The organism is Rubrobacter calidifluminis (assembly GCF_028617075.1).
In the GTDB taxonomy this organism is placed as follows: Bacteria; Actinomycetota; Rubrobacteria; order Rubrobacterales; family Rubrobacteraceae; genus Rubrobacter_E; species Rubrobacter_E calidifluminis.
In genome coordinates, this window is sequence record NZ_JAQKGV010000010.1 from 54733 (window position 1) to 74579 (window position 19847).

The 19847-nt window shown below is 64.1% G+C and carries 16 protein-coding genes, 3 tRNA genes, 1 rRNA gene and 1 pseudogene; 19 read left to right on the plus strand and 2 right to left on the minus strand.

Translation table 11 applies throughout. The features are described 5' to 3' along the window. The first annotated feature begins 107 nt into the window (after positions 1-107). The 15 genes and pseudogenes from PJB24_RS09500 to pheT all read left to right on the plus strand — a co-directional run bounded on the left by PJB24_RS09500 (position 108) and on the right by pheT (position 12935). Entirely contained in the window at positions 108-719 is a 612-nt protein-coding gene (locus PJB24_RS09500; RefSeq protein WP_273845191.1) for a YIP1 family protein, read from the plus strand. A gap of 78 nt (positions 720-797) precedes the next feature. Continuing rightward, entirely contained in the window at positions 798-1802 is a 1005-nt protein-coding gene (locus tag PJB24_RS09505) for an isocitrate/isopropylmalate dehydrogenase family protein (RefSeq protein WP_273845192.1), read from the plus strand. A 136-nt stretch (positions 1803-1938) separates the two neighbouring features. Continuing rightward, positions 1939-3003, plus strand: coding sequence for a glycosyltransferase family 4 protein (locus PJB24_RS09510; RefSeq protein ID WP_273845194.1), 1065 nt, complete (start codon positions 1939-1941; stop codon positions 3001-3003). Between the two features lie 45 nt (positions 3004-3048). Next, positions 3049-3121, plus strand: a tRNA-Gly gene (locus PJB24_RS09515). Between the two features lie 41 nt (positions 3122-3162). Next, a tRNA-Cys gene (locus PJB24_RS09520) sits at positions 3163-3233 on the plus strand. Positions 3234-3251: 18 nt separating this feature from the next. Next, positions 3252-3323 (plus strand) — tRNA-Val (locus tag PJB24_RS09525). An 82-nt stretch (positions 3324-3405) separates the two neighbouring features. Next, complete coding sequence (gene thrS, locus PJB24_RS09530) at positions 3406-5340, plus strand: threonine--tRNA ligase (protein ID WP_273845195.1); 1935 nt, start codon at positions 3406-3408, stop codon at positions 5338-5340. Between the two features lie 145 nt (positions 5341-5485). Continuing rightward, positions 5486-6022 (plus strand): annotated as a pseudogene (gene infC, locus PJB24_RS09535) (translation initiation factor IF-3); the annotation flags it as partial. 130 nt (positions 6023-6152) lie between these two features. After that, positions 6153-6350 (plus strand): 50S ribosomal protein L35, encoded by a 198-nt coding sequence (rpmI, locus tag PJB24_RS09540; RefSeq protein ID WP_273845197.1) that lies wholly within the window; start codon positions 6153-6155, stop codon positions 6348-6350. Further along, a complete protein-coding gene (rplT, locus tag PJB24_RS09545) occupies positions 6351-6743 on the plus strand; it encodes a 50S ribosomal protein L20 (protein ID WP_273845198.1) in 393 nt (130 codons plus the stop codon). Positions 6744-6824: 81 nt separating this feature from the next. Beyond that, positions 6825-8096, plus strand: a complete 1272-nt coding sequence (locus PJB24_RS09550) for a TrkH family potassium uptake protein (RefSeq protein ID WP_273845199.1) — start codon at positions 6825-6827, stop codon at positions 8094-8096. After that, positions 8093-8764 carry a potassium channel family protein gene (locus PJB24_RS09555; RefSeq protein ID WP_273845201.1) on the plus strand — a complete coding sequence of 224 codons (672 nt, stop codon included), beginning with the start codon at positions 8093-8095 and terminating at the stop codon, positions 8762-8764. The genes PJB24_RS09550 and PJB24_RS09555 overlap by 4 nt, the downstream gene beginning before the upstream one ends. Beyond that, entirely contained in the window at positions 8761-9441 is a 681-nt protein-coding gene (locus PJB24_RS09560; RefSeq protein WP_273845203.1) for a TrmH family RNA methyltransferase, read from the plus strand. The genes PJB24_RS09555 and PJB24_RS09560 overlap by 4 nt, the downstream gene beginning before the upstream one ends. Before the next feature lie 8 nt (positions 9442-9449). Further along, positions 9450-10478 carry a phenylalanine--tRNA ligase subunit alpha gene (gene pheS, locus PJB24_RS09565; RefSeq protein WP_273845204.1) on the plus strand — a complete coding sequence of 343 codons (1029 nt, stop codon included), beginning with the start codon at positions 9450-9452 and terminating at the stop codon, positions 10476-10478. A 12-nt stretch (positions 10479-10490) separates the two neighbouring features. Beyond that, on the plus strand, positions 10491-12935 hold the full coding sequence (gene pheT, locus PJB24_RS09570; RefSeq protein WP_273845205.1) for a phenylalanine--tRNA ligase subunit beta: 2445 nt from the start codon (positions 10491-10493) through the stop codon (positions 12933-12935). Positions 12936-12957: 22 nt separating this feature from the next. Here pheT and PJB24_RS09575 read toward each other — a convergent pair whose 3' ends face one another. Then, a complete protein-coding gene (locus tag PJB24_RS09575; protein WP_273845206.1) occupies positions 12958-13557 on the minus strand; it encodes a GNAT family N-acetyltransferase in 600 nt (199 codons plus the stop codon). Between the two features lie 53 nt (positions 13558-13610). Here PJB24_RS09575 and PJB24_RS09580 point away from each other — a divergent pair, with 53 nt between their 5' ends. Further along, positions 13611-13952 carry a hypothetical protein gene (locus tag PJB24_RS09580; RefSeq protein WP_273845209.1) on the plus strand — a complete coding sequence of 114 codons (342 nt, stop codon included), beginning with the start codon at positions 13611-13613 and terminating at the stop codon, positions 13950-13952. After that, on the plus strand, positions 13949-14587 hold the full coding sequence (locus PJB24_RS09585) for a DNA-3-methyladenine glycosylase (RefSeq protein ID WP_273845210.1): 639 nt from the start codon (positions 13949-13951) through the stop codon (positions 14585-14587). Before PJB24_RS09580 ends, PJB24_RS09585 begins: the two co-directional genes overlap by 4 nt. Here the strand turns inward: PJB24_RS09585 and PJB24_RS09590 are convergent. After that, positions 14560-16557, minus strand: a complete 1998-nt coding sequence (locus PJB24_RS09590) for a transglycosylase domain-containing protein (protein WP_273845212.1) — start codon at positions 16555-16557, stop codon at positions 14560-14562. The two genes, PJB24_RS09585 and PJB24_RS09590, sit on opposite strands and share 28 nt — an antisense overlap. A gap of 131 nt (positions 16558-16688) precedes the next feature. On the opposite strand from PJB24_RS09590, the gene tyrS reads away from it, so the two are divergent. Beyond that, positions 16689-17885: a tyrosine--tRNA ligase gene (gene tyrS / locus PJB24_RS09595; protein WP_273845213.1), complete on the plus strand. Its 1197-nt coding sequence runs from the start codon at positions 16689-16691 to the stop codon at positions 17883-17885. 306 nt (positions 17886-18191) lie between these two features. Further along, positions 18192-19745: ribosomal RNA gene (locus PJB24_RS09600) — 16S ribosomal RNA — on the plus strand. Positions 19746-19847: the final 102 nt, after the last annotated feature.

Sequence of the window (19847 nt, forward strand, 5' to 3'; positions counted from 1 at the left end):
ATTTTACAGCAGTGATGCCGCCGGAACGATTCCGGGTACCACAATTCTGTTGCGTATGATACAAATAGTTTGAGTGTGGTTGACCTGCGTCGGAGTGAGGAGAAAAAGTGAGCTTTCAGACCGGTTCTGGTGGGGCTGGAGGTGCCCCGACGGGTAGGGAGTTCGAGCCTTCGGTCCCGTTCTCGAGCTTCGTGGAGACGGCGAGGGAGGTCCTGCTGAGGCCGGTGGGATTTTTCCGGGGCCTCGCTAGGGAGGGGGACTATCTCAGCCCGCTCTTGTTCGCGCTGATCTGTTACGGGGTATCCACCTTTCTCGGTGGGGTCGTCGGGCTCATCCTGGGTCGAGAGGGGATCGGGGGTTTGATCTTGGGAGTGGTCTCCGGCATCGTGGGGGGTGCGGTGGGGCTTTTTATCGGGGCCGGGATCTACCACCTGCTCGTGGTCCTGATGGCTGGTCCGCAGCGCGCCGGATATGAGGGGACGTTTCGCGTGGCGGCGTACGCCTCGGTTACCACGCTGGTGAGCTGGGTTCCCCTGATCGGCTGGATCTTGAGCCTCTATGGCATCTACCTCTCGATCGTCGGTATACGGGAGGTGCACTCCACGACCACGGGGCGGGCCGCCGCGATCGTGCTCATCCCGGCGGTCGTGTTTTTCATCCTCGCCATGATATTGATCCTGCTTGCCGGGATCGCGCTGTTCCTGGGGTCGGGGAGATAGCCGAGAAATTCCTCCCTCAAGGAGAGATATACTGAAGACCAGAGCAGTCTTAGGTCTACAGAGTGAGGGAGATTTCACGTGGCACAAACCGTTACCCTCATCCCCGGAGACGGCACCGGCCCCGAGCTGACCGATTCGGTAAAAGAGGTGATCGGGGCGCTCGGGGTGGATATCGAGTGGGAGATCGTCGAGGCCGGGGAGAGCGTGATGGAGAAGGAGGGCACGCCGCTCCCGGACTACGTTCTCGAATCCATCCGGCGCAACAAGGTCGCTCTGAAGGGGCCACTCACGACGCCCGTCGGGACGGGGTTCCGCTCGGTCAACGTGGCGCTGCGCAAGGAGCTTGATCTGTACGCCAACATCCGGCCCGCCCTGAGCCTGCCGGGGCTCGACCTCCCGTACAAGGACATAGACATCGTCCTCTACCGGGAGAACACCGAAGATCTCTATGCGGGCGTCGAGCACTGGGTCGGCAAGCACGCGGCGGAGTCCATCAAGATCATCACCGAGGAAGGCACCGAGCGCTTCTGCCGCCTGGCCTTCGAGCGTTCCAGGGAGCAGGGCCGCAGGCACGTAACGGTCGTTCACAAGGCCAACATCATGAAGTACACCGATGGGCTCTTCCGGGATGTCTTCTTCCGGGTCGCAAAAGAGTACGAGGACGACTTCGAAGAGATAGACGACCGCATCGTTGACAACATGGCGATGCAGCTCGTCACGAAGCCTCATCTCTACGACGTGCTCGTCTGCCCCAACCTCTACGGCGACATCCTCTCCGATCTCTGCGCCGGCCTCACCGGTGGTCTCGGGGTCGCGCCCGGAGCCAACATCGGGGACGAGATAGCCGTCTTCGAGCCGGTGCACGGCTCCACCCCCAAGTACGCCGGTCAGAACAGGGCCAACCCGCTCGCGACCCTGCTCTCGGCCAAGAACATGCTCATCCACCTCGGTTACGAGGAGGACGCGGAGCGGATGCAGCGAGCCATAGAGGCGGCTCTCAAGAGCCCCGAGACGCGCACCAAAGACCTCGGCGGGACTGCGGGGACCAGGGAGTTCACGAAAACGATCGTGGCCAACCTCTGAGCGCCGGAGCGGTGGGGTCCTGAAGAAGGTGAAGGTCGAGGACCATGGGCCTGCACGCACCGGCCTGAGACCGTCCCGCAGGGCCTTGCGTATAGCGTACTTCACGGAGACTTTCCTCCCTGCAACGGACGGTGTGGTGACCCGTCTGCGCCACACCCTCGACGAGCTCTCCCGTCTCGGAGATGAGGTGGTCGTCTTCGCTCCCTCCGGGGGGCCCGAGCGCTATGCCGGGGCCAGGATCCTGGGGGTCCGCGGGATCCCTTTCCCGATGTACCCCCAGGTCAAGCTCTGTCCGCCCCATCCCGGGCTCGGGCGGGCTTTGAGCGAGTTCGGGCCGGATGTGGTTCACGTGGTGAACCCGGTGATACTCGGACCCGGGGGCGTCTACTACGCCCGCAGGATGGGGGTGCCGCTCGTCGCCTCCTACCATACCAATATAGCCACCTACGCCTCGCTGTACAAGCTGGGTTTTCTGGCGAACTTCGCCCGCCGGGCGATAAGAGGGTTGCACAACCAGGCCAACCTCAACCTCTGTACATCTGAGGCGACGGCGCGTTACCTCCGGAACGAGGGCGTCCGGCGCGTCCGGCTCTGGCCGCAGGGGGTGGACTCGCGCCTCTTCTCTCCCGAGAAGCGCTCGGTGGCATGGAGAAAACGCCTCTCCGACGGACACCCCGACGAACGTCTGCTCTTGTTCGTCGGCAGGCTCGCTCGGGAGAAGGGGATATCTTCCCTCAAGCACGTTCTGCGGGAGCTGTCGGGGGTAAGGCTGGCCGTGGTAGGTGATGGACCGGACCGCGGGAGGCTCGAGCGTGAGTTCTCCGGCCTGCCGGCCACCTTCACCGGTTTTCTGCACGGTGAAGATCTCGCGCGGGCCTACGCTTCCGCGGATCTTTTCCTCTTCCCTTCTACCACCGAGACCCTCGGGATGGCGATGCTCGAGGCCATGGCCTCCGGGCTCCCGGTCGTGGCGGCCCGCAGCGGGGCTTCGGAGGAGGTGGTGGAGGAGGGAAAGAGCGGGCGGCTGTATTCGCCCAAGGATCCGTCCGGTCTGGTCGATGCCGTGAGCGAAATACTCGGGGACGAAGAGCGGATGCGTCGGCTGCGGACGGGAGCCAGAGGTGCGGCTCTGGGGCGCAGCTGGGAGGAGGCGACGCGTACCCTGAGGGGGTACTACAAGGCGCTCGGCGGCCGGTTGTAAGGTGGGCGGAGGCGTGCTAAATTACACGGGCGACCGAGATGTTAGGCGGACGTAGCTCAGCTGGTAGAGCATCACCTTGCCATGGTGAGGGTCGCGGGTTCGAATCCCGTCGTCCGCTCTGGCCGCGGAGCCGGAACATGACCGGCGCTGGCCGGCTTTGGCGGCATGGCCGAGTGGTTAGGCAAGGGTCTGCAAAACCCTGTACCCCGGTTCGATTCCGGGTGCCGCCTCCCGGCTTTATTGAGGACGGGCGATTAGCTCAGGGGGAGAGCGCTTCCTTGACGCGGAAGAGGTCAGTGGTTCGAATCCACTATCGCCCACTTCGCTCTTGTGTCACCCGAACTAGTTAGCCGGCGCTGAATTCCCACGCTGTCCGATTTCTGAGAGAGAGGCGCAGGATCTATGTCTTCAGTCAGGTTGCCCGATGGAACAGAGTTGCACGTCGAGCCCGGGGAGCGGGCCAGTGACGTCGCGCGGAGGATAGGTCCCCGCCTGGCGCGTGAGGCGGTCGCGGCGCGCCTGGATGGGCGACTCGTCGACCTCGATGCGCCGCTGGATGGGGCGCGGGAGTTCGAGGTCATAACCAGGGATTCGCCTGAGGGGCTCTACGTGATGCGGCATTCGGCGGCGCACGTGATGGCGCAGGCGATACTCGAGCTCTATCCCGGCAGCAGGCTCACCATCGGGCCGCCGGTCGAGGACGGTTTCTACTACGACATCGAGGTGGCGGGGCGTATAACCGAGGAGGATCTGCCGCGCATCGAAGAGAAGATGCGCGAGATCGTGGAGAGGGATCTCCCGATAAGGCGCGAGGAGGTCTCAAAAGAGGAGGCCGAGCGGCTCTACGCGGACAACCCGTACAAACTGGAGCTGATCCAGGATCTGGAGGACGGGGAGATCTCCATCTACCGGCAGGGTGATTTCTACGATCTGTGCCGGGGGCCGCACGTGCCGAGCACGGGCAGGATCGGGGCTTTCAAGCTGCAGAGCATCGCTGGAGCCTACTGGCGGGGGGATGAAAATAACCCCATGCTCACCCGCATCTACGGCACCGCATGGCCGAGTGAGAAGCAACTCAAGGCGTATTTGAAGAGGCTCGAGGAGGCGAGGGCCCGGGATCACCGCCGACTTGGGCGCGAGCTGGATCTTTTTACCTTTTCTTCCGAGGTCGGGGCCGGGATACCGCTCTTTTTACCCAAAGGAGAGACGCTCCGGCACCTGATGGAGAGCTTCGTGCGAGAGGTGCAGAGCCGCCACGGTTACGAGCACGTCTGGACGGGCAACGTGGTCAACGAAAAGCTCTACGCCCGCTCTGGGCACCTCGACCACTACCGGGATGCGATGTTCCCCCCGATGAAGGACGGGGAGAACGTCTACCGGCTCAAACCGATGAACTGTCCGAGCCACATGGTCCTCTTCAACTCCCGCTCTCACTCCTACCGGGATCTCCCGGTACGCTACGCGGAGTTCGCCACCCTCTACCGCTACGAGAAGAGCGGAGAGCTCTCCGGCCTGACGCGGGTGCGCGCGCTCACCCAGGATGACGCCCACGTCTTCTGCACCGAGGAGCAGGTGCAGGAAGAGTTCGCCCGGGCGCTCGCGATCATCCGGGAGGTGCTCGATACCTACGGTTTTACCGACTACCGGGTGCGGCTCTCGCTGCGCGATCCCGACAGCAGCAAGTACATCGCCGACGAAGAGAAGTGGCAGCGGGCCGAAGACGCCCTGCGGAGCGCGCTCGACGCCGCCGGGATAGCCTACGAACCCGTCGAGGGCGAGGCTGCTTTCTACGGGCCTAAGGCAGACTTCATGGCGAAAGACGTACTCGGGCGTGAGTGGCAGCTCTCCACGATCCAGGTCGACTTCATCCAGCCCGGCCGGCTCGGGTGCGAGTACGTCGGTGAGGATGGAGAGAAACACACCCCGGTCCTGCTGCATCGGGCGGTGACGGGAACCACCGAGCGCTTCATGGCCGTGCTAATCGAGCACTACGCGGGTGCGTTTCCGGTCTGGCTCGCTCCGGTGCAGGCCGTCGTGATCCCGGTCGCGGACCGTCACCTGGAGTACGCCAGGGAGGTGGGCGGGAAGCTCTCTGCCGGAGGGGTACGGGTAGAGGTAGACGACTCTCCGAACACCATGCAGAAGAAGATCCGGGAGAACTCGCGCAGAAAAGTCCCCTACCTGCTCATAGTAGGAGACAGAGAGGCCGAGGCGGGGAGCGTCAACGTACGTCGGCGAGGGGAGAAGAAGCAGGAGGAGATGGACCTCGCTTCCTTCGTCGCTCTCGTCGATGGTCAGGTCGGAGAGGTCTTCGGCTCCCGTAGACGTCCGAGTTGAGGGCGCAGTATAATCAAAGATGAAAGGGTCCGCTTGATCACCTCGCAGAGACGATAAAGGGCGAACTATTGATTATCTCCGGACCCGCGTAGGCTAGCTCAGAGAGGAGTGGTGTACAGTAGCACCTGAAGGAGAACCGAGAGTAAACGACCAGATCCGGGCTCGCTCGGTGCGGTTGATCTCGGAAAAAGGCGAACAGCTCGGCATAAAGCATATCCGCGAGGCTCAGGAGTACGCGGATAGGCTGGACCTCGATCTGGTGGAGGTCGCGCCGAACGCCAACCCGCCGGTGGTTCGTCTGATGGACTACGGCAAGTACAAGTACCAGAAGGAGCAGGCCCGCAAGGCCGCGCGCAAGAAGCAGACCAACATAAACGTGCGCGAGATAAAGCTGCGGCCCAAGATCGGGGACCACGACTTCAACACCAAACGCTCCCACGTCGAGCGGTTTCTGCGCGGCGGAGACAAGGTCAAGGTGACGATCATGTTCCGCGGGCGCGAGGTGCAGCATCCGCAGCTCGGGGAGCGTCTCCTCAGAAGGCTTGCCGAAGACCTGAAGGATCTCGGGCAGATAGAAAGCCAGCCCAACCTGGATGGCAGGAACATGATCATGGTCCTCGCCCCCAGGAAGGACGCCCAGGGGGGCAAGGATCAGCAGAAGAAGAGCGCGGCCCGCGGCTGACCTCTGGCGGGTGGTGTAGAATAGTCAGCCGGAGCAGAGAAAGGGAGGCGAAACGGCCTGCTCCCGTGCCGCGAGCCTCCATCTTCAATCCGTCTTTGCGTCCGTAGGAAAGAAAAACGTGGAGGAAGAGATGCCGAAGATGAAGACGCACAAGGGCGCCGCCGGGCGCTTCGAGGTGGGCAAGCGAGGGAGGATCCGGCGCCGCCGCAGCGGTCACAACCACATCCTGGAGAAGAAGAGTCCGAAACGCAAGCGCAGGCTCAACACCGAGACCACGGTCCATCCGAACGACGTGGCTCAGGTGCGGCGTCTTCTGGGGGTGAGGTAGTTGGCCCGGGCGGCGCGCAGCGTACACGCCCGCAAGAAGCGGCGCAAGATCCTCAAGCAGGCCAGGGGCTATCGCGGGACCAAGCACAGCTCCTACAAGCGGGCGAAGGAGCAGGTCTGGAAGAGCGGCGTCTACGCCTACGTCGGGCGCAAGCAGAAGAAGCGTGACTTCAGGGCGCTCTGGATCCAGCGGATAAACGCCGCCGCCCGTCAGCACGGGCTATCCTATTCGCGGTTCATCCAGGGCGTGAAGCTGGCCGGAATCGACCTCGATCGCAAGATCCTGGCGGACCTCGCCGTGAACGAGCCGGAGGCTTTCGCCGCCGTGGTCTCGCGGGCCAAGGAGGCGCTTGAGGCCGACGGGGAAGCGCGGCAGCCGGCTGCCGCAGACTAGGGGGTACAGCCGGCACTGGGAAGGGGCCTGTTTTCCAGGTTCTCGGCCCCCAGGCTGATAGCGGCCGGGTTCGCCACGCTCATGCTCGCCGGTACCCTGGCGCTGAAATTTCCGGCGTCTACCCGGGAGGGAGGTATCTCCTGGGTGGACGCCTTTTTCGTCTCCGTCAGCGCTTCCAGCGTGACAGGGCTCACGACGGTGAGCTTCCCGAAGACCTTCACCGCCTTCGGTGAGGTGGTGGTCATGGTGCTCATGCAGCTCGGTGGTATAGGGATCATGACGTTCGCGACGCTGGGTGTCCTTCTGTCGGGGGGAAGGGTCGGATTTCGGGAGATACTGGCGGTGCGCGAAGAGCTCGGGACCTTCGACTCGCCGCGCAACACCCTGCGGCTGGTGCGGCAGATAGCGGGGATGACGCTACTCGTAGAGCTCGTGGGAAGTTTGCTTCTGGCCGCGGGTTTCGTCCTGCACGGCATGGGACCAGGAGAGGGCGCCTTCCAGGGTGTCTTTCATGCGATCATGGCGTACTGCAACTCGGGTTTTGCCGCTCTTCCGCACGGGGACCTTCTCCCTTACGCGGGTGATCCCCTGGTGATCCTGCCACTCTCCTTTCTGATAGTGCTCGGCGGGCTTGGTTTCCCCGTGCTCGCGGACCTCTACCGCTACCCGAAGGTCCGCCATCTCAGCCTGCACTCCAGGCTGACGCTCGTCGCCACCGGGCTCCTCATCATGATCGGGGCCCTGAGCGTCGCCATCCTGGAATGGGACAACCCGGCGACCCTCGGGGGCCTGGGGCCGGCAACAAAGATCCTCGCGGCGCTCTTCCAGGGGATCACGCCGCGCACGGCCGGGTTTAATACGGTCGACTACCAGGGGCTGCATCAGCCGACGGTCCTGGTACAGATCGTGCTGATGTTCATCGGGGGAGGGCCGATCTCGACGGCGGGGGGGATAAAGGTGACGACGGCGGCGCTGATGGTGCTCTCGGTGGCCGCGGTGATCCGGGGAGAGGAACACGTCTCGGTCTTCGGGCGTCGTCTGCCACGCCAGCTGATGGCCCGGGCGCTGGCTCTGGTTTCCCTCTCGGCCCTGCTCGTGCTCTCGGCCACCTTCGCCCTGATGCTCTCGGATGGACTCCCCCTTATCCGGGCGCTTTTCGAGGTGGTCTCGGCGTTCGGGACCGTGGGGCTGACACTGGGCGTCACACCCCACCTGAGCTTCTTCGGTAAACTTCTCATAGCGGTGGTGATGTTCCTCGGAAGGGTCGGTCCCGTGACCTTCGTGGTCGCGCTCTCGGCCCGCTACAGGCCGCGCCGGTACGCCTACCCGGAGGAGGAAATAGCCATAGGATGAGCAAGCAATTCGCTGTCATCGGGCTCGGGAGGGTGGGGGCCTCCCTGGCCAGGACCCTGCGCGAGATGGGGCACGAGGTTCTCGCCATGGACCGCAACGAGGATCTCGTGCAGGAGCTCTCGGCCGAGATGCCCGGCGTGGAGCTGGTTAGCGCGGATGCTTCAGAGAGCGGGATACTCGCCGGGTTTGGCCTGGAGGACTTCGATGGAGCGGCGGTGGTCATAGGGGAGGATATACAGGCGAGCGTGCTCATAACCCTGATCCTGAAGGAGCTCGGTGTCCCTCTGGTGCTTGCGCGTGCGGGGAGCCCGCTACACGCCCGGGTTCTGGAGAAGGTCGGCGCGGACCACGTGGTAGAACCGGAGCGAGAGTTCGGGGAGCTCCTGGCGCACAGGATGTCTTCGCCAGCGATACAGGAATATCTGGAGATAGGCGGAGGGCAGGCGGTAGCCCGGGTGGCCGTCCCCGGGGAGTGGGTTGGACACAGCCTCTCCGAGCTCGGGCTGCCGGGCAGGAGAGGATTGCTCGTACTCGCCATCCAGCAGCCCGACGGGAGCTGGAGACTGCCTGATCCCGGGGAGAAGTTGCGATCCTCGGATACCTTGATGCTGGGTGGTCCAAGACGCGAGCTCGACCGCCTCGAGATCCCGGCTTCGCGAGAAGGTTGAGCTCGAAGGGTTCGCTCAGGCGCTACGCGAGGCTGCGACTCAAGAAGTACCGCGAGAGGGAGAGGCTGTTCCTCGCGGAGGGAGAGACCCTGTTGCGCGAGGCGACGGTGCCCTACGTGGCCTTCTTCGAGAGGCCAGAGGAACTGCGCGCCATCTCCACGCTCTCTACCCCCGCGGGCCCCGCTGCCGTCTTCCCCTTCCTGGATGTCGACGCTGGCGAGCTATTGGAAGTTGGCGGTCCCATCGTCGTGCTCTGCGGCGTGCAGGATCCTGGGAACGTCGGCACCGTGGTGCGCTCGGCGCAGGCCTTCGGCGGATCCGTGGCGCTCTCCAGGGGGTGTGCGGACCTTTATAATCCCAAGACGGTCCGGGCCACGATGGGCTCCTTGTTCCACGTGCCGGTGGCGCGAGACGTCGATCCGGTGGAGTTCCTGCGTCTCGCCTCGGAGTGCGGTTACCGGAGCGCCGCCGCGGTGGTGGAGGGTGGCGTCCCGCCGCGCCGGATGCCCGGTGGGAAGGTGCTGCTGGTGGTGGGAAACGAGGGGGCCGGGCTCCCTGTAGAAGTGGTGCGGGCCTGCGAGCTGCGGTTGACCATACCGTCCCGGGCACCCTCGCTCAACGCGGCGGTGGCCGCTTCGATCCTGCTCTACGAGGCTGCGGCGCGTGTGCTACCATAGCGCCCTGCATGGAGGCCTTAGAGCGCATAAGAAAGCTGAAATCTCAGGCGCTGGAAGATGTCGCACGCGCTCGCTCCACGGCCGAGGCTGAGGAAGCGCGCATCAGGCATCTGGGCAGGAGCTCCGGACTCGCGGGGATGCGCAGGTCCATCGGGACGCTGCCCCCGGACGAGCGCCGCGAGATTGGTCGGGAGGTCAACCTCGCGGTGCGGGAGGTCGAGAGCGCGCTCAGAGAACGGTTGGCGGAGCTCGCCGGGGCTGAGCTGGAAGAGAGGCTGCGTGAGGAGGCCGTGGACGTAACCCTCCCCGGCGTTCCCTATCCCAAAGGACACCTTCACCCCACGCAAAGGATCATAGACGAGGTCGTTGATTTCTTCGTGGGGCTGGGCTACCGGGTCGCGGAAGGGCCGGAGGTCGAGACCGACTACTACAACTTTACCGCGCTCAACATCCCACCCGGCCACCCGGCTCGCAGCATGCAGGATACCTTCTTCCTCGACGAAGGGCTGGTCCTCCGGACCCACACCTCGCCGGTGCAGGTCCGGACGATGCTCTCGCAGGAGCCGCCGGTCTACGTGGTCGTTCCCGGCAGGGTCTACCGGCGCGATTCCGACCCCACCCACACCCCGATGTTCCACCAGATAGAGGGGCTCGCCGTCGACCGGGGTCTCTCGCTCGCCCATCTCAAAGGCACGCTCGCGGCGATGGCCCGGCACGTCTTCGGTGAGGGCGTCGGTATACGCCTCAGGCCCAGCTACTTTCAGTTCACCGAGCCGAGCGTCGAGCTGGACGTGAGCTGCTTCGTCTGCGGCGGGGCCGATCCGGATTGTCGGGTGTGTAAGGGGGCCGGCTGGCTGGAGATGCTCGGGGCCGGGATGGTGGACCCGGCGGTCCTGGAGGAGGTCGGCTACGACTCCGAGGAGTATACCGGGTTCGCCTTCGGGATGGGGCCGGATCGGATGGCGATGGTCAAGTACGGCATCCCGGACCTGAGGCTTTTCTTCGAGGGTGATCTGCGCTTCCTACGTCAATTCTGAAGGAGTCCCGATTTGCGCGTTCCGCTTGGCTGGCTGCGAGAATACGTAGACTTCGAGCTCTCCGCGGAGGAGCTCGCCGAGCTCTTCTCCCTGCACAGTCAGGAGGTCGAGGGTATAGACCATCTGGGCGTCCTCGACGGCGAGGTGGTGGTGGGCGAGGTGGTGGAGTTCGGCCCCCATCCCAACGCCGATCGGCTCTTCGTGGCGAAGGTAGACCTGGGGGGCGAGGAGGTGCAGATAGTGGCCGGCGCCTCCAATCCCTATCCCGGAGCTCGGGTGCCGGTGGTTCTGCCGGGCAGCACCCTCGCCGGCGTCGGGAAGATAAGGAAGGCCAGGTTGCGCGGGCTGGAGTCCTACGGGATGATGATGAGCGAGCGCGAGCTCGGCGTCTCTGGCGACCACGAGGGGATACTGCTCCTCGACGGTGACTTCGAGGTCGGACGCCCGCTCTCGGATTACTTCCCGGTCGGGGAGACCGTGCTCGATATAGACGTGATGCCGAACCGACCGGATCTGTGGGGCATGATCGGGGTGGCCAGGGAGCTCTCCGCGATCCTCCGCACGGGTTTCCGGGTGTCGGAGGTGGACTTTGATACGCGCGGGGACAAGACCGCCGAATTCACCCTGCGGGTGGAAGAGCCGGATCTCTGTCCCCGCTACGACCTGAGGCGTGTGAGCTCGCTCACGCAGGGACGGGCGCCGGTCTGGATGCGCCGCAGGATACATGCTGCCGGCATGCGCCCGATCAACGGCATCGTCGACGTGACCAACTACGTGATGCTCGAGACCGGGCAGCCTATCCACGCCTTCGACTCGTCCAAGGTGCGACGCGGGATCGTGGTGCGCCGCGCCGGCGCCGGGGAGAGGCTCACCCTGCTCGACGGCTCGACCCGCACTCTGGACGCTGACACGCTCGTCATCGCCGACGAGGAGCGTCCGCTGGTCGTCGCGGGGGTGATGGGCGCGGAGGACGCCGAGGTCGGAGAGGAGACCTCGGATGTGCTCGTGGAGGTCGCGACCTTCGACGGACGCAGCATCCTCGAGACCTCCTCCAGGCTGGGGTTGCGCACCGACGCCTCCGGGCGATTCGAGCGCGGGCTCGACCCGAACATGGTCGACTACGCGATGGGTCGGGTGTGCCAGCTGCTTTCGGGTCTTTACGGCGGACAGGTGGCCCCGGATGTGCTGAGGCACTATCCCGAGCCGGTCGAACCGTGGCGGGTTCCGCTCCGACTCGAGAGGTCCGCACTCCTGCTCGGTGTGGAGGTGGATGACAGGGAGGCTGGCGAGGTTCTGGAAGGGCTCGGATGCGAGGTCTCGAGAGAGCAGGAGAGAGCTTTCTCGGTCATGGTCCCCACGTTCCGGCGCGATCTCAGGCGCGAGGTCGATCTCATCGAGGAGATCGGCAGGATCGTCGGGCTGGAGAGGGTTCCAGAGGAGGTGCCCTCCACGAACCTCCCCGGAGGTCTGAGCGTACCACAGCGCAGGCTCCGTACACTCCGGCGTCTGCTCGCGGACCTCGGTCTCGCCGAGACGATAACCTATCCGTTTGGGCCGGATCTATGGGAGGAGGTGCTGGGGCTGCCTGGTGATCCCGTGCGCATCCAAAACCCCCTTAGCTCCGAGGAGAACAACCTGCGGCGCTCCCTGTTGCCGGGGCTCTTGGGGGCGGCTGCCCGCAACCGTGCTTTCGGGGAACGTGGCGGGGCTCTCTTCGAGATAGGGAAGACCTTCGAGCTGCTGGAGGTCGGAGAGCGCGAGGCCGCGCTCCGCTTCCGGTTCTCCGGGGAGTCGTCAGGGGGGCTGGAGGAGGTCTCCCTCGTTGGGGTCGGGGAGCGTTCCCGGCTGGGGGTACTGATGTTCGGCTCTTTCCAGCCTCAGGGCTGGAACGCTCCCGAGCGCCGGGCAGGGTACTTCGAGGTTCGGGGTATCGCCGAGAGGGTGGTGCCCGGTGCTCTCTTCGAACCCCCGGAGGGTGATGCGCTCCCGGCGTTTTTGCATCCGGGACGGTCGGCGTGGATATCGAGTAATGGGAGCCGGGTCGGTTGGATCGGGGAGCTTCACCCGGAAACCGCCGAGAATTTCGACCTGCAGGGGATGCCGGTCGCGTTCTTCGAGGTGGAGCTCTCGTCCTGCGATCCAGACCCCGAGCCGCGCTTCGAGCCTTTCGTGAACGTGCCCGCGGTGGGGCGCGACCTCGCGGTGGTGGTTGACCGTGGGGTGAGAGTCGGTGATATGATGCGTGAGATAAGGAGCCTCGAGGTTCCGATCCTGGCCGGGTTCTGGCTCTTCGACGTCTACGAGGGTGAGCAGGTGCCTGAAGGAAAGAAGAGCGTCGCCTTCGGTTTCAGCTTCCAGGGAGACAGGACCCTCACGGACGAGGAGGTCGATGCGGAGCTCGATCGCATCGCCTCCCGGCTGCACGAGCGCTTCGGCGCAGAGGTAAGGGGACGGTAGAGTCCGTTCGCGCCCCTCTGGGCTAGGGGGTCTCCCTGCCCCGCTCCTCTTCTGGATTCCCTCTCTCCTTCCTCTGCTCCCACTCCACCTTCGAGAGGGACATCAGGATGGCGTCATGGAGTCTTTCGCCGCGCCTTACCGCCCGGTTCATCCGCCCGTCCTCGTGGAATCCCAGCTTCCGATAGGCCGAGATGGCCCGCTCGTTGAACTCAAAGACCGAGAGGCCGACCCGCTCCAGCCGCAGCGTGCCGAAGGCGTGATCCAGGAGCAGGCCGATCGCCTCCGGTCCGTAGCCCTTCCCCCTGCTCTCCGGCGGTCCGAGCATGACCGAAAGATCCGCCGAACCCTTCGTCCGGTTGATGTTCACCAGGCTTATTATCCCGATCGGTTCGTCCTCTCCTCTCACGTGGATAGCGAAGGATTCCTCGGTGGGGGATGCCTCCCGGTCCCGGAAGAGTCTCTCCGACTCGCGCCGGGTCAGCGGGGCCGGGGCCCAGCTGGTGAGGTTCCATATCTCTTCGTCTGCGTACCACTCACCGTAGAGAGGGTAGTGTCTGCGCGAGTGGTGCCTGAGCTCCACCCTTTCCCCGGTCAGCTTCCGCGGCCTTCGTATGAGCCTCATGCAAGAAATATATCCGTTTCGGAATCTCCCCGCTATGTTAAGATTCGTTCAACATGAAGGTCATGCGGGATCGTATCGTGCCCCTGGGATTTGGCAAATACGTTCGCTCGGACAGGATCGTGGCGCTCGTGCCCATCGAGGAGGATCGTGGGAGCGGTCGTCGGACGCTGGTGTACGTCGAGGGGGTGGACGAGCCGATCGTGGCCGGGCGCACCGAGTCGACCATCCTGCGGGATATGGTTGGTGAGGAGAGCGGATACGCGGAGCTCCTGCGCGAGCTGCAGGCTCAGATAGGACAGGTGCGGCCACTCCTCAAGGCTTCGATACGCTCCGAGGCGGGGTTGGATCTCGACGAACTCTCCCGCCGGATCTCCGAACTCACCGGCGAGCGATGAGCCTCGGCGAGCCGCTCCCGGCCGACTTTTTCGACCGCGACCCCCGGGAGGTGGCGGTGGACATCATCGGGTTCGTGCTGGCGCACCGTTCTCCGGAAGGGGTCACCTCTGGGATTATCGTTGAAACCGAGGCTTACCGCCCGGATGACCCCGCCTGCCACGCGTACCGCGGGCCCACGATGCGCAACCGGACGATCTTTGGGCCACCCGGGCTGGCCTACGTTTACCTCTCATACGGGATGCACAGCATGCTCAACGTGGTCTGCGAGCCAGAAGGCGTGGGGAGCGCGGTGCTCGTCAGGGCCCTGCGCCCGCTGGAGGGGAAGGATCTCATGGCCCGCCGCCGGGGGCGTTCGTCGCATCTGTGCGACGGACCGGGCCGGCTTGCCCAGGCTCTCGGTATAGGGCTCCACCACGATGGTTGCGACCTCACCCGGGGGCCCATTGTCCTGCGCCCCGGTGCTCCCCCGGAGGGGGAGATCGTATCGACCACCAGGGTTGGCATCAGCCGCGGAACCGGGCTGCCTTGGCGATATCTCCTGCTCGGGGACCCGGACGTCTCGGTGCACCCGAAGGTGGTTTTCGAGCGGGGTCTGGTACGCTCAGACTACCTCGCCGGTAGCGGGTTGCCGTAGAAATCGGTTGCGTCCGACCCAGAGGGGGGCTTCACGCCGTCGAACCTCTCCACCGGCTCACCCTGCAGCGCCCGCTGCATATAGTCGTGCCAGATGATGGTGGGTGTCGGGGCGTCGCCTATCTGCTGTGCCTCCGGCCCGATGATTCCTTCGAGAGTCTTCCCACCCTTCGCATAGCCCATCCATACCGCGGTGGTGAGCTGCGGTGTGGAGCCGATGAACCACGAATCGAAGAAATTCTCCGAGGTTCCGGTCTTCCCTGCTACCTGACGCCCCGGGAGGGCGGCCTCCCGCGCAATACCCTGGGTCACGTCGCCAATCATGATGCTCAGGGTTTTCCGGGCGACGTCCTTCGGGATCACACGCTCGCCTCCTGGGCTGGCCGGGGCATCGTAGAGGATCTTCTCCCTGCCTTTGCCCTCCTCCCGCATCACCCGGACGATCGCCCTGGGTTTCAGCCTGCGGCCCTCGTTGGCTATCGTGGCGTAGCCCTGTGCCATTTCGAGCGGTGAGGTCTCCTTCGTCCCGAGAACCACCGACGGGCCTGGATTTCTGCCGTAGTCTGCCTCTACACCGGCCTCTCTCGCTACTTCGACGACCTTTTCTGGTCCGTCTTTCAGGCCCCGGCCTTTCGCGTTGGTGACGAGGTCGGTGAAGACCGTGTTGTCCGACTGCCAGAGGGCGTTCTCCAGCGTGATCGGCCCGCGCTCTATACCACCGTAGTTGTCGACCTTCCAGACCTCGGTCCTGCCTCCGGGCTTTCTGAGGTGGTAGGTTTTCTTCTCCGAAACGTACTCTCTCTTCGGGCTTATGACCTGCTCGATCGCCGCTATCAGCGCGAACGGCTTGAAGGAACTGCCCGGCTGCCGGCGACCCTGGGTCGCCAGGTTGAAGTCGGACTTCCCGCCATGACCGCCGATCATCGCCTTTATGTCGCCGGTTCTCGGGTCAAGAGAGACTAGTGCTGCGTCCGGATAACCGGGGTGGGAGAGGTGGCCGGAAGGCCCGTAGAGCACATCCCAGGCCGACGTCTGGTCTTCGAGGTCCAGCGTCGTGTAAACGCTCAGGTTTCCTTCCAGCACGGCGCGGGTTCCGTACCGCCTCGTCAGCTCCTGCTCGACCATCGCCGCGAAGTCTCTGGTGAGCATCGGGGCTTCGAGTCCGCTCCCGTGTGGAGGGCTGGAGGGCCATCTCTCCGGCATGGGTTCGTGGAGCGCTCTTTCGTAGTCCTGCTCCGTGATGTAACCGGCCCCGAGCATCTTCTTCAGGACGAGATCCCGCTGTTTTCGGGCGGCTTCTTTGTCGGACCCGAGCGTGGATGGTGACCACAGGAGCCCCACCAGCGTGGCTGCCTCTGCGGTAGTGAGGTCTTTCACCGGTTTTCCGAAGTAGGTCTCCGAGGCGGCCCCCACGCCGTAGGCGTTGTTCCCGAAGTAGACGGTGTTGAGATACTTCGCCAGGATCTCGTCCTTCGAGTAGTGGCGCTCTATCTCGATCGAGATCAGAGCCTCCCTCAGCTTGCGGGTGAGCGTGGGAGCCGGGCTGAGATAGGCGTTCTTGACGTACTGCTGGGTGATGGTCGAGGCTCCCTGCACCGTTCTCCCGGCCTTCAGATCCGCGTAGAGAGCCCGGATTATCCCCCACAGATCTACCCCTCCGTGTTCCCTGAAGCGCCTGTCTTCTTTTACGACCACGGCGTTTAGCAGGCCCGGTGGCATGTCCCGGAGGGGTGTCTTGAGGTGGTTGCGCGCCGGATAGATGATGCCTATCACCCGGCGGGTGTCGTCCCCTTTGCCGAGGGAGGCCGAATATATGTAGGTGGGGCCGGTGGAGACTCCGGATGGATCTCCGAGGCGGTCGACCGCACGCATCAGGCCGATGTAGCCACCGGCGGAAAAGCCGGCTGCTGCTGCGAGCAGGGTAAGAAGAAAGAGCAGGAGGCGTCTTGATCTCACCGTTGCTCCGTCCATCGGTCCCTTCGAAGCCCCGGCGTGTCCGCTCGTCGCACCTTTTGGACGGGGCCCGCTCATGGGGCTGGTATATTACAACAGTCTGTTTTCGCATTGGTTGCCCATCGGAGAGCTTGAGGGGTCTTCGCTTTATGGCTGATAACACGGATTTTGAGGGTATCTTCCGCAACGCGGTGGACGTGGTGAGCCGCGAGGAACTCGAGCAGCGCATGCGCGAAAGGCGGTTGCGCGTCAAGCTCGGCATAGATCCCACCGCACCCGACATACACCTCGGGTTCACCGTGGTCCTGCGTAAGCTACGCGCGTTCCAGGACCTCGGTCACACCGCGGTCCTGGTGATAGGCGACTACACGGCGCGCGTGGGCGATCCTTCGGGACGCTCCAAGACCCGCCCCGTCCTCTCGGTCGAGCAGATAGAGCGCAACACCGAAACCTACCTGGATCAGGCATACCTGATCCTCGACCCCGAGCGCACCGAAGTCCGGCGCAACTCGGAGTGGCTGGGCGGGCTCACCATGGCGGATATCATCCACCTGACCCGGGCCGTGACCGTGGCCCGCATCCTGGAGCGTGACGACTTCGCCAGGCGCTACGCCTCCGGCAGCCCGATCTCGCTGACCGAGCTGCTCTACCCGCTCATGCAGGCCTACGACTCCGTCGCCATCGATGCCGACGTCGAACTCGGCGGCACCGACCAGCTCTACAACCTGCTCATGGGACGCCAGATAATGGAGTACTACGGCAAGCGTCCTCAGTGCATCCTCACCGTGCCCCTCCTCGTCGGCACCGACGGCAAGGTCAAGATGAGCAAGTCCGTCGGCAACTACATAGGGGTCACCGATCCACCGGAAGAGATGTTCGGCAAGGTGATGAGCATCCCCGACCAGATCATGGCGGATTACTACCGGCTCTTGCTCGATCGCGAGCCGCCCGAGGCGGAACCCGTCGAGCAGAAGCGCGAGCTCGCCCGCTCCATCGTCCAGCAGTTTCACGGTGAGGAACAGGCCCGATCCGCCGAACACCACTTCGACACCATCGTCAGGCGCGGAGTTCCGGAGGACGTCCCTGAGGTGTTCCTCCCCGACGAGCCGCAGGTCTGGATAGTAGACCTCATAACCCGTGCCGGCTTCGCCCGGACGAACGGCGAGGCCCGCCGCTTCATCCGGGGAGGTGCGGTCAGGCTCGATGGGGAGCAGGTCACCAAGGAGGACCTCAATATTCCTCTTGACAGGCTACAGGGGGCCGTGTTGCAGGTCGGCAAGCGTCGCTACGCCCGGCTCGCCGCTCCTTCTGAAGGGGCCGGAGAAAAATTTTCCGCAGGTCGTTGACAACCCGCCGGGGCCTGCTATACTCCTCCACGCACATGAGAGGGAGATTGACAACCGAAGAGGGACTCACCGGGTAGGATCCCCGAGAAGAGGGATCTCCGGAGCCCGCCGACAGGCGGGCGTTTGAGTCGCTCGAAGGTCTTCCCTCCGCCAGTCCCGCCGAGAGGCGAGGGACCTGGAGGTCTTGAAAACTGAATAGCAGCGAAACAGAGTGACGGAACCCGTCATCTGAGATGAGCCAAGGCTGACTCCCTGCGATCCGGGAGTCTAATGTGGATCGCCAAGGCGGGTAGCGCCCGCAGGTCTAGTTCGGAGAGTTTGATCTTGGCTCAGGACGAACGCTGGCGGCGTGCTTTAGGCATGCAAGTCGAACGCGAAAGCCCCTTCGGGGGTGAGTAGAGTGGCGAACGGGTGAGTAACACGTGGGTAACCTACCCCTCGCAGGGGGATAACCGGGGGAAACCCCGGCTAATACCCCGTACGCTTGGCGGGGCGCATGCCCCGGCAAGGAAAGGTAGCTTCGGCCATCCGGCGAGGGATGGGCCCGCGCCCCATTAGCTAGTTGGTGAGGTAACGGCTCACCAAGGCGACGATGGGTAGCTGGCGTGAGAGCGTGGCCAGCCACACTGGGACTGAGACACGGCCCAGACTCCTACGGGAGGCAGCAGCCAGGAATCTTGCGCAATGGGCGAAAGCCTGACGCAGCAACGCCGCGTGGGCGAAGAAGGCCTTCGGGTCGTAAAGCCCTGTTGTCGGGGACGAAGGGCGAAGGGTTAATAGCCCCTAGCCTGACGGTACCCGACGAGGAAGCCCCGGCTAACTACGTGCCAGCAGCCGCGGTAATACGTAGGGGGCGAGCGTTGTCCGGAATCATTGGGCGTAAAGAGCGTGTAGGCGGCCCGGTAAGTCTGCTGTGAAAACCCGGGGCTCAACCCCGGGCGTGCAGTGGAAACTGCCGGGCTAGAGGGCGGCAGAGGCGAGTGGAATTCCCGGTGTAGCGGTGAAATGCGCAGATATCGGGAGGAACACCAGTAGCGAAGGCGGCTCGCTGGGCCGTTCCTGACGCTGAGACGCGAAAGCTAGGGGAGCGAACAGGATTAGATACCCTGGTAGTCCTAGCCGTAAACGATGGGCACTGGGTGTGGGGGGAGTCGAATCCCTCCGTGCCGTAGCTAACGCGTTAAGTGCCCCGCCTGGGGAGTACGGCCGCAAGGCTAAAACTCAAAAGAATTGACGGGGGCCCGCACAAGCAGCGGAGCATGTTCTTTAATTCGATGCAACGCGAAGAACCTTACCTGGGCTTGACATGCTGGTGGTAGGCGCCGGAAACGGTGTCCGACCCTTCGGGGAGCCAGCACAGGTGCTGCATGGCTGTCGTCAGCTCGTGTCGTGAGATGTTGGGTTAAGTCCCGCAACGAGCGCAACCCCCGCCCTGTGTTGCCAGCATTGAGTTGGGGACTCACAGGGGACTGCCGGTGACAAACCGGAGGAAGGTGGGGATGACGTCAAGTCATCATGGCCCTTATGCCCAGGGCTAGAAACGTGCTACAATGGCCGGTACAATGGGCTGCGATGCCGCGAGGCGGAGCGAATCCCATCAAAGCCGGTCTAAGTTCGGATTGGAGTCTGCAACTCGACTCCATGAAGGCGGAGTTGCTAGTAATCGCGGATCAGCATGCCGCGGTGAATACGTTCCCGGGCCTTGTACACACCGCCCGTCACACCACGGGAGTCGGCAATACCCGAAGCGGGTGCGGCCAACCCCTTTTGGGGAGGCGGCTCGCGAAGGTAGGGCCGGCGACTGGGGTGAAGTCGTAACAAGGTAGCCGTACCTGAAGGTGCGGCTGGATCACCTCCTTTCTAGGGAGAGGTTAGGGCAGCAATGCCCGACCGGTCGGCCGTCTGGAGGTCAGGCTGGAGCTTTGCTCGCCGCTCCGGTGGTCGCCCTAGGATACTTCGACC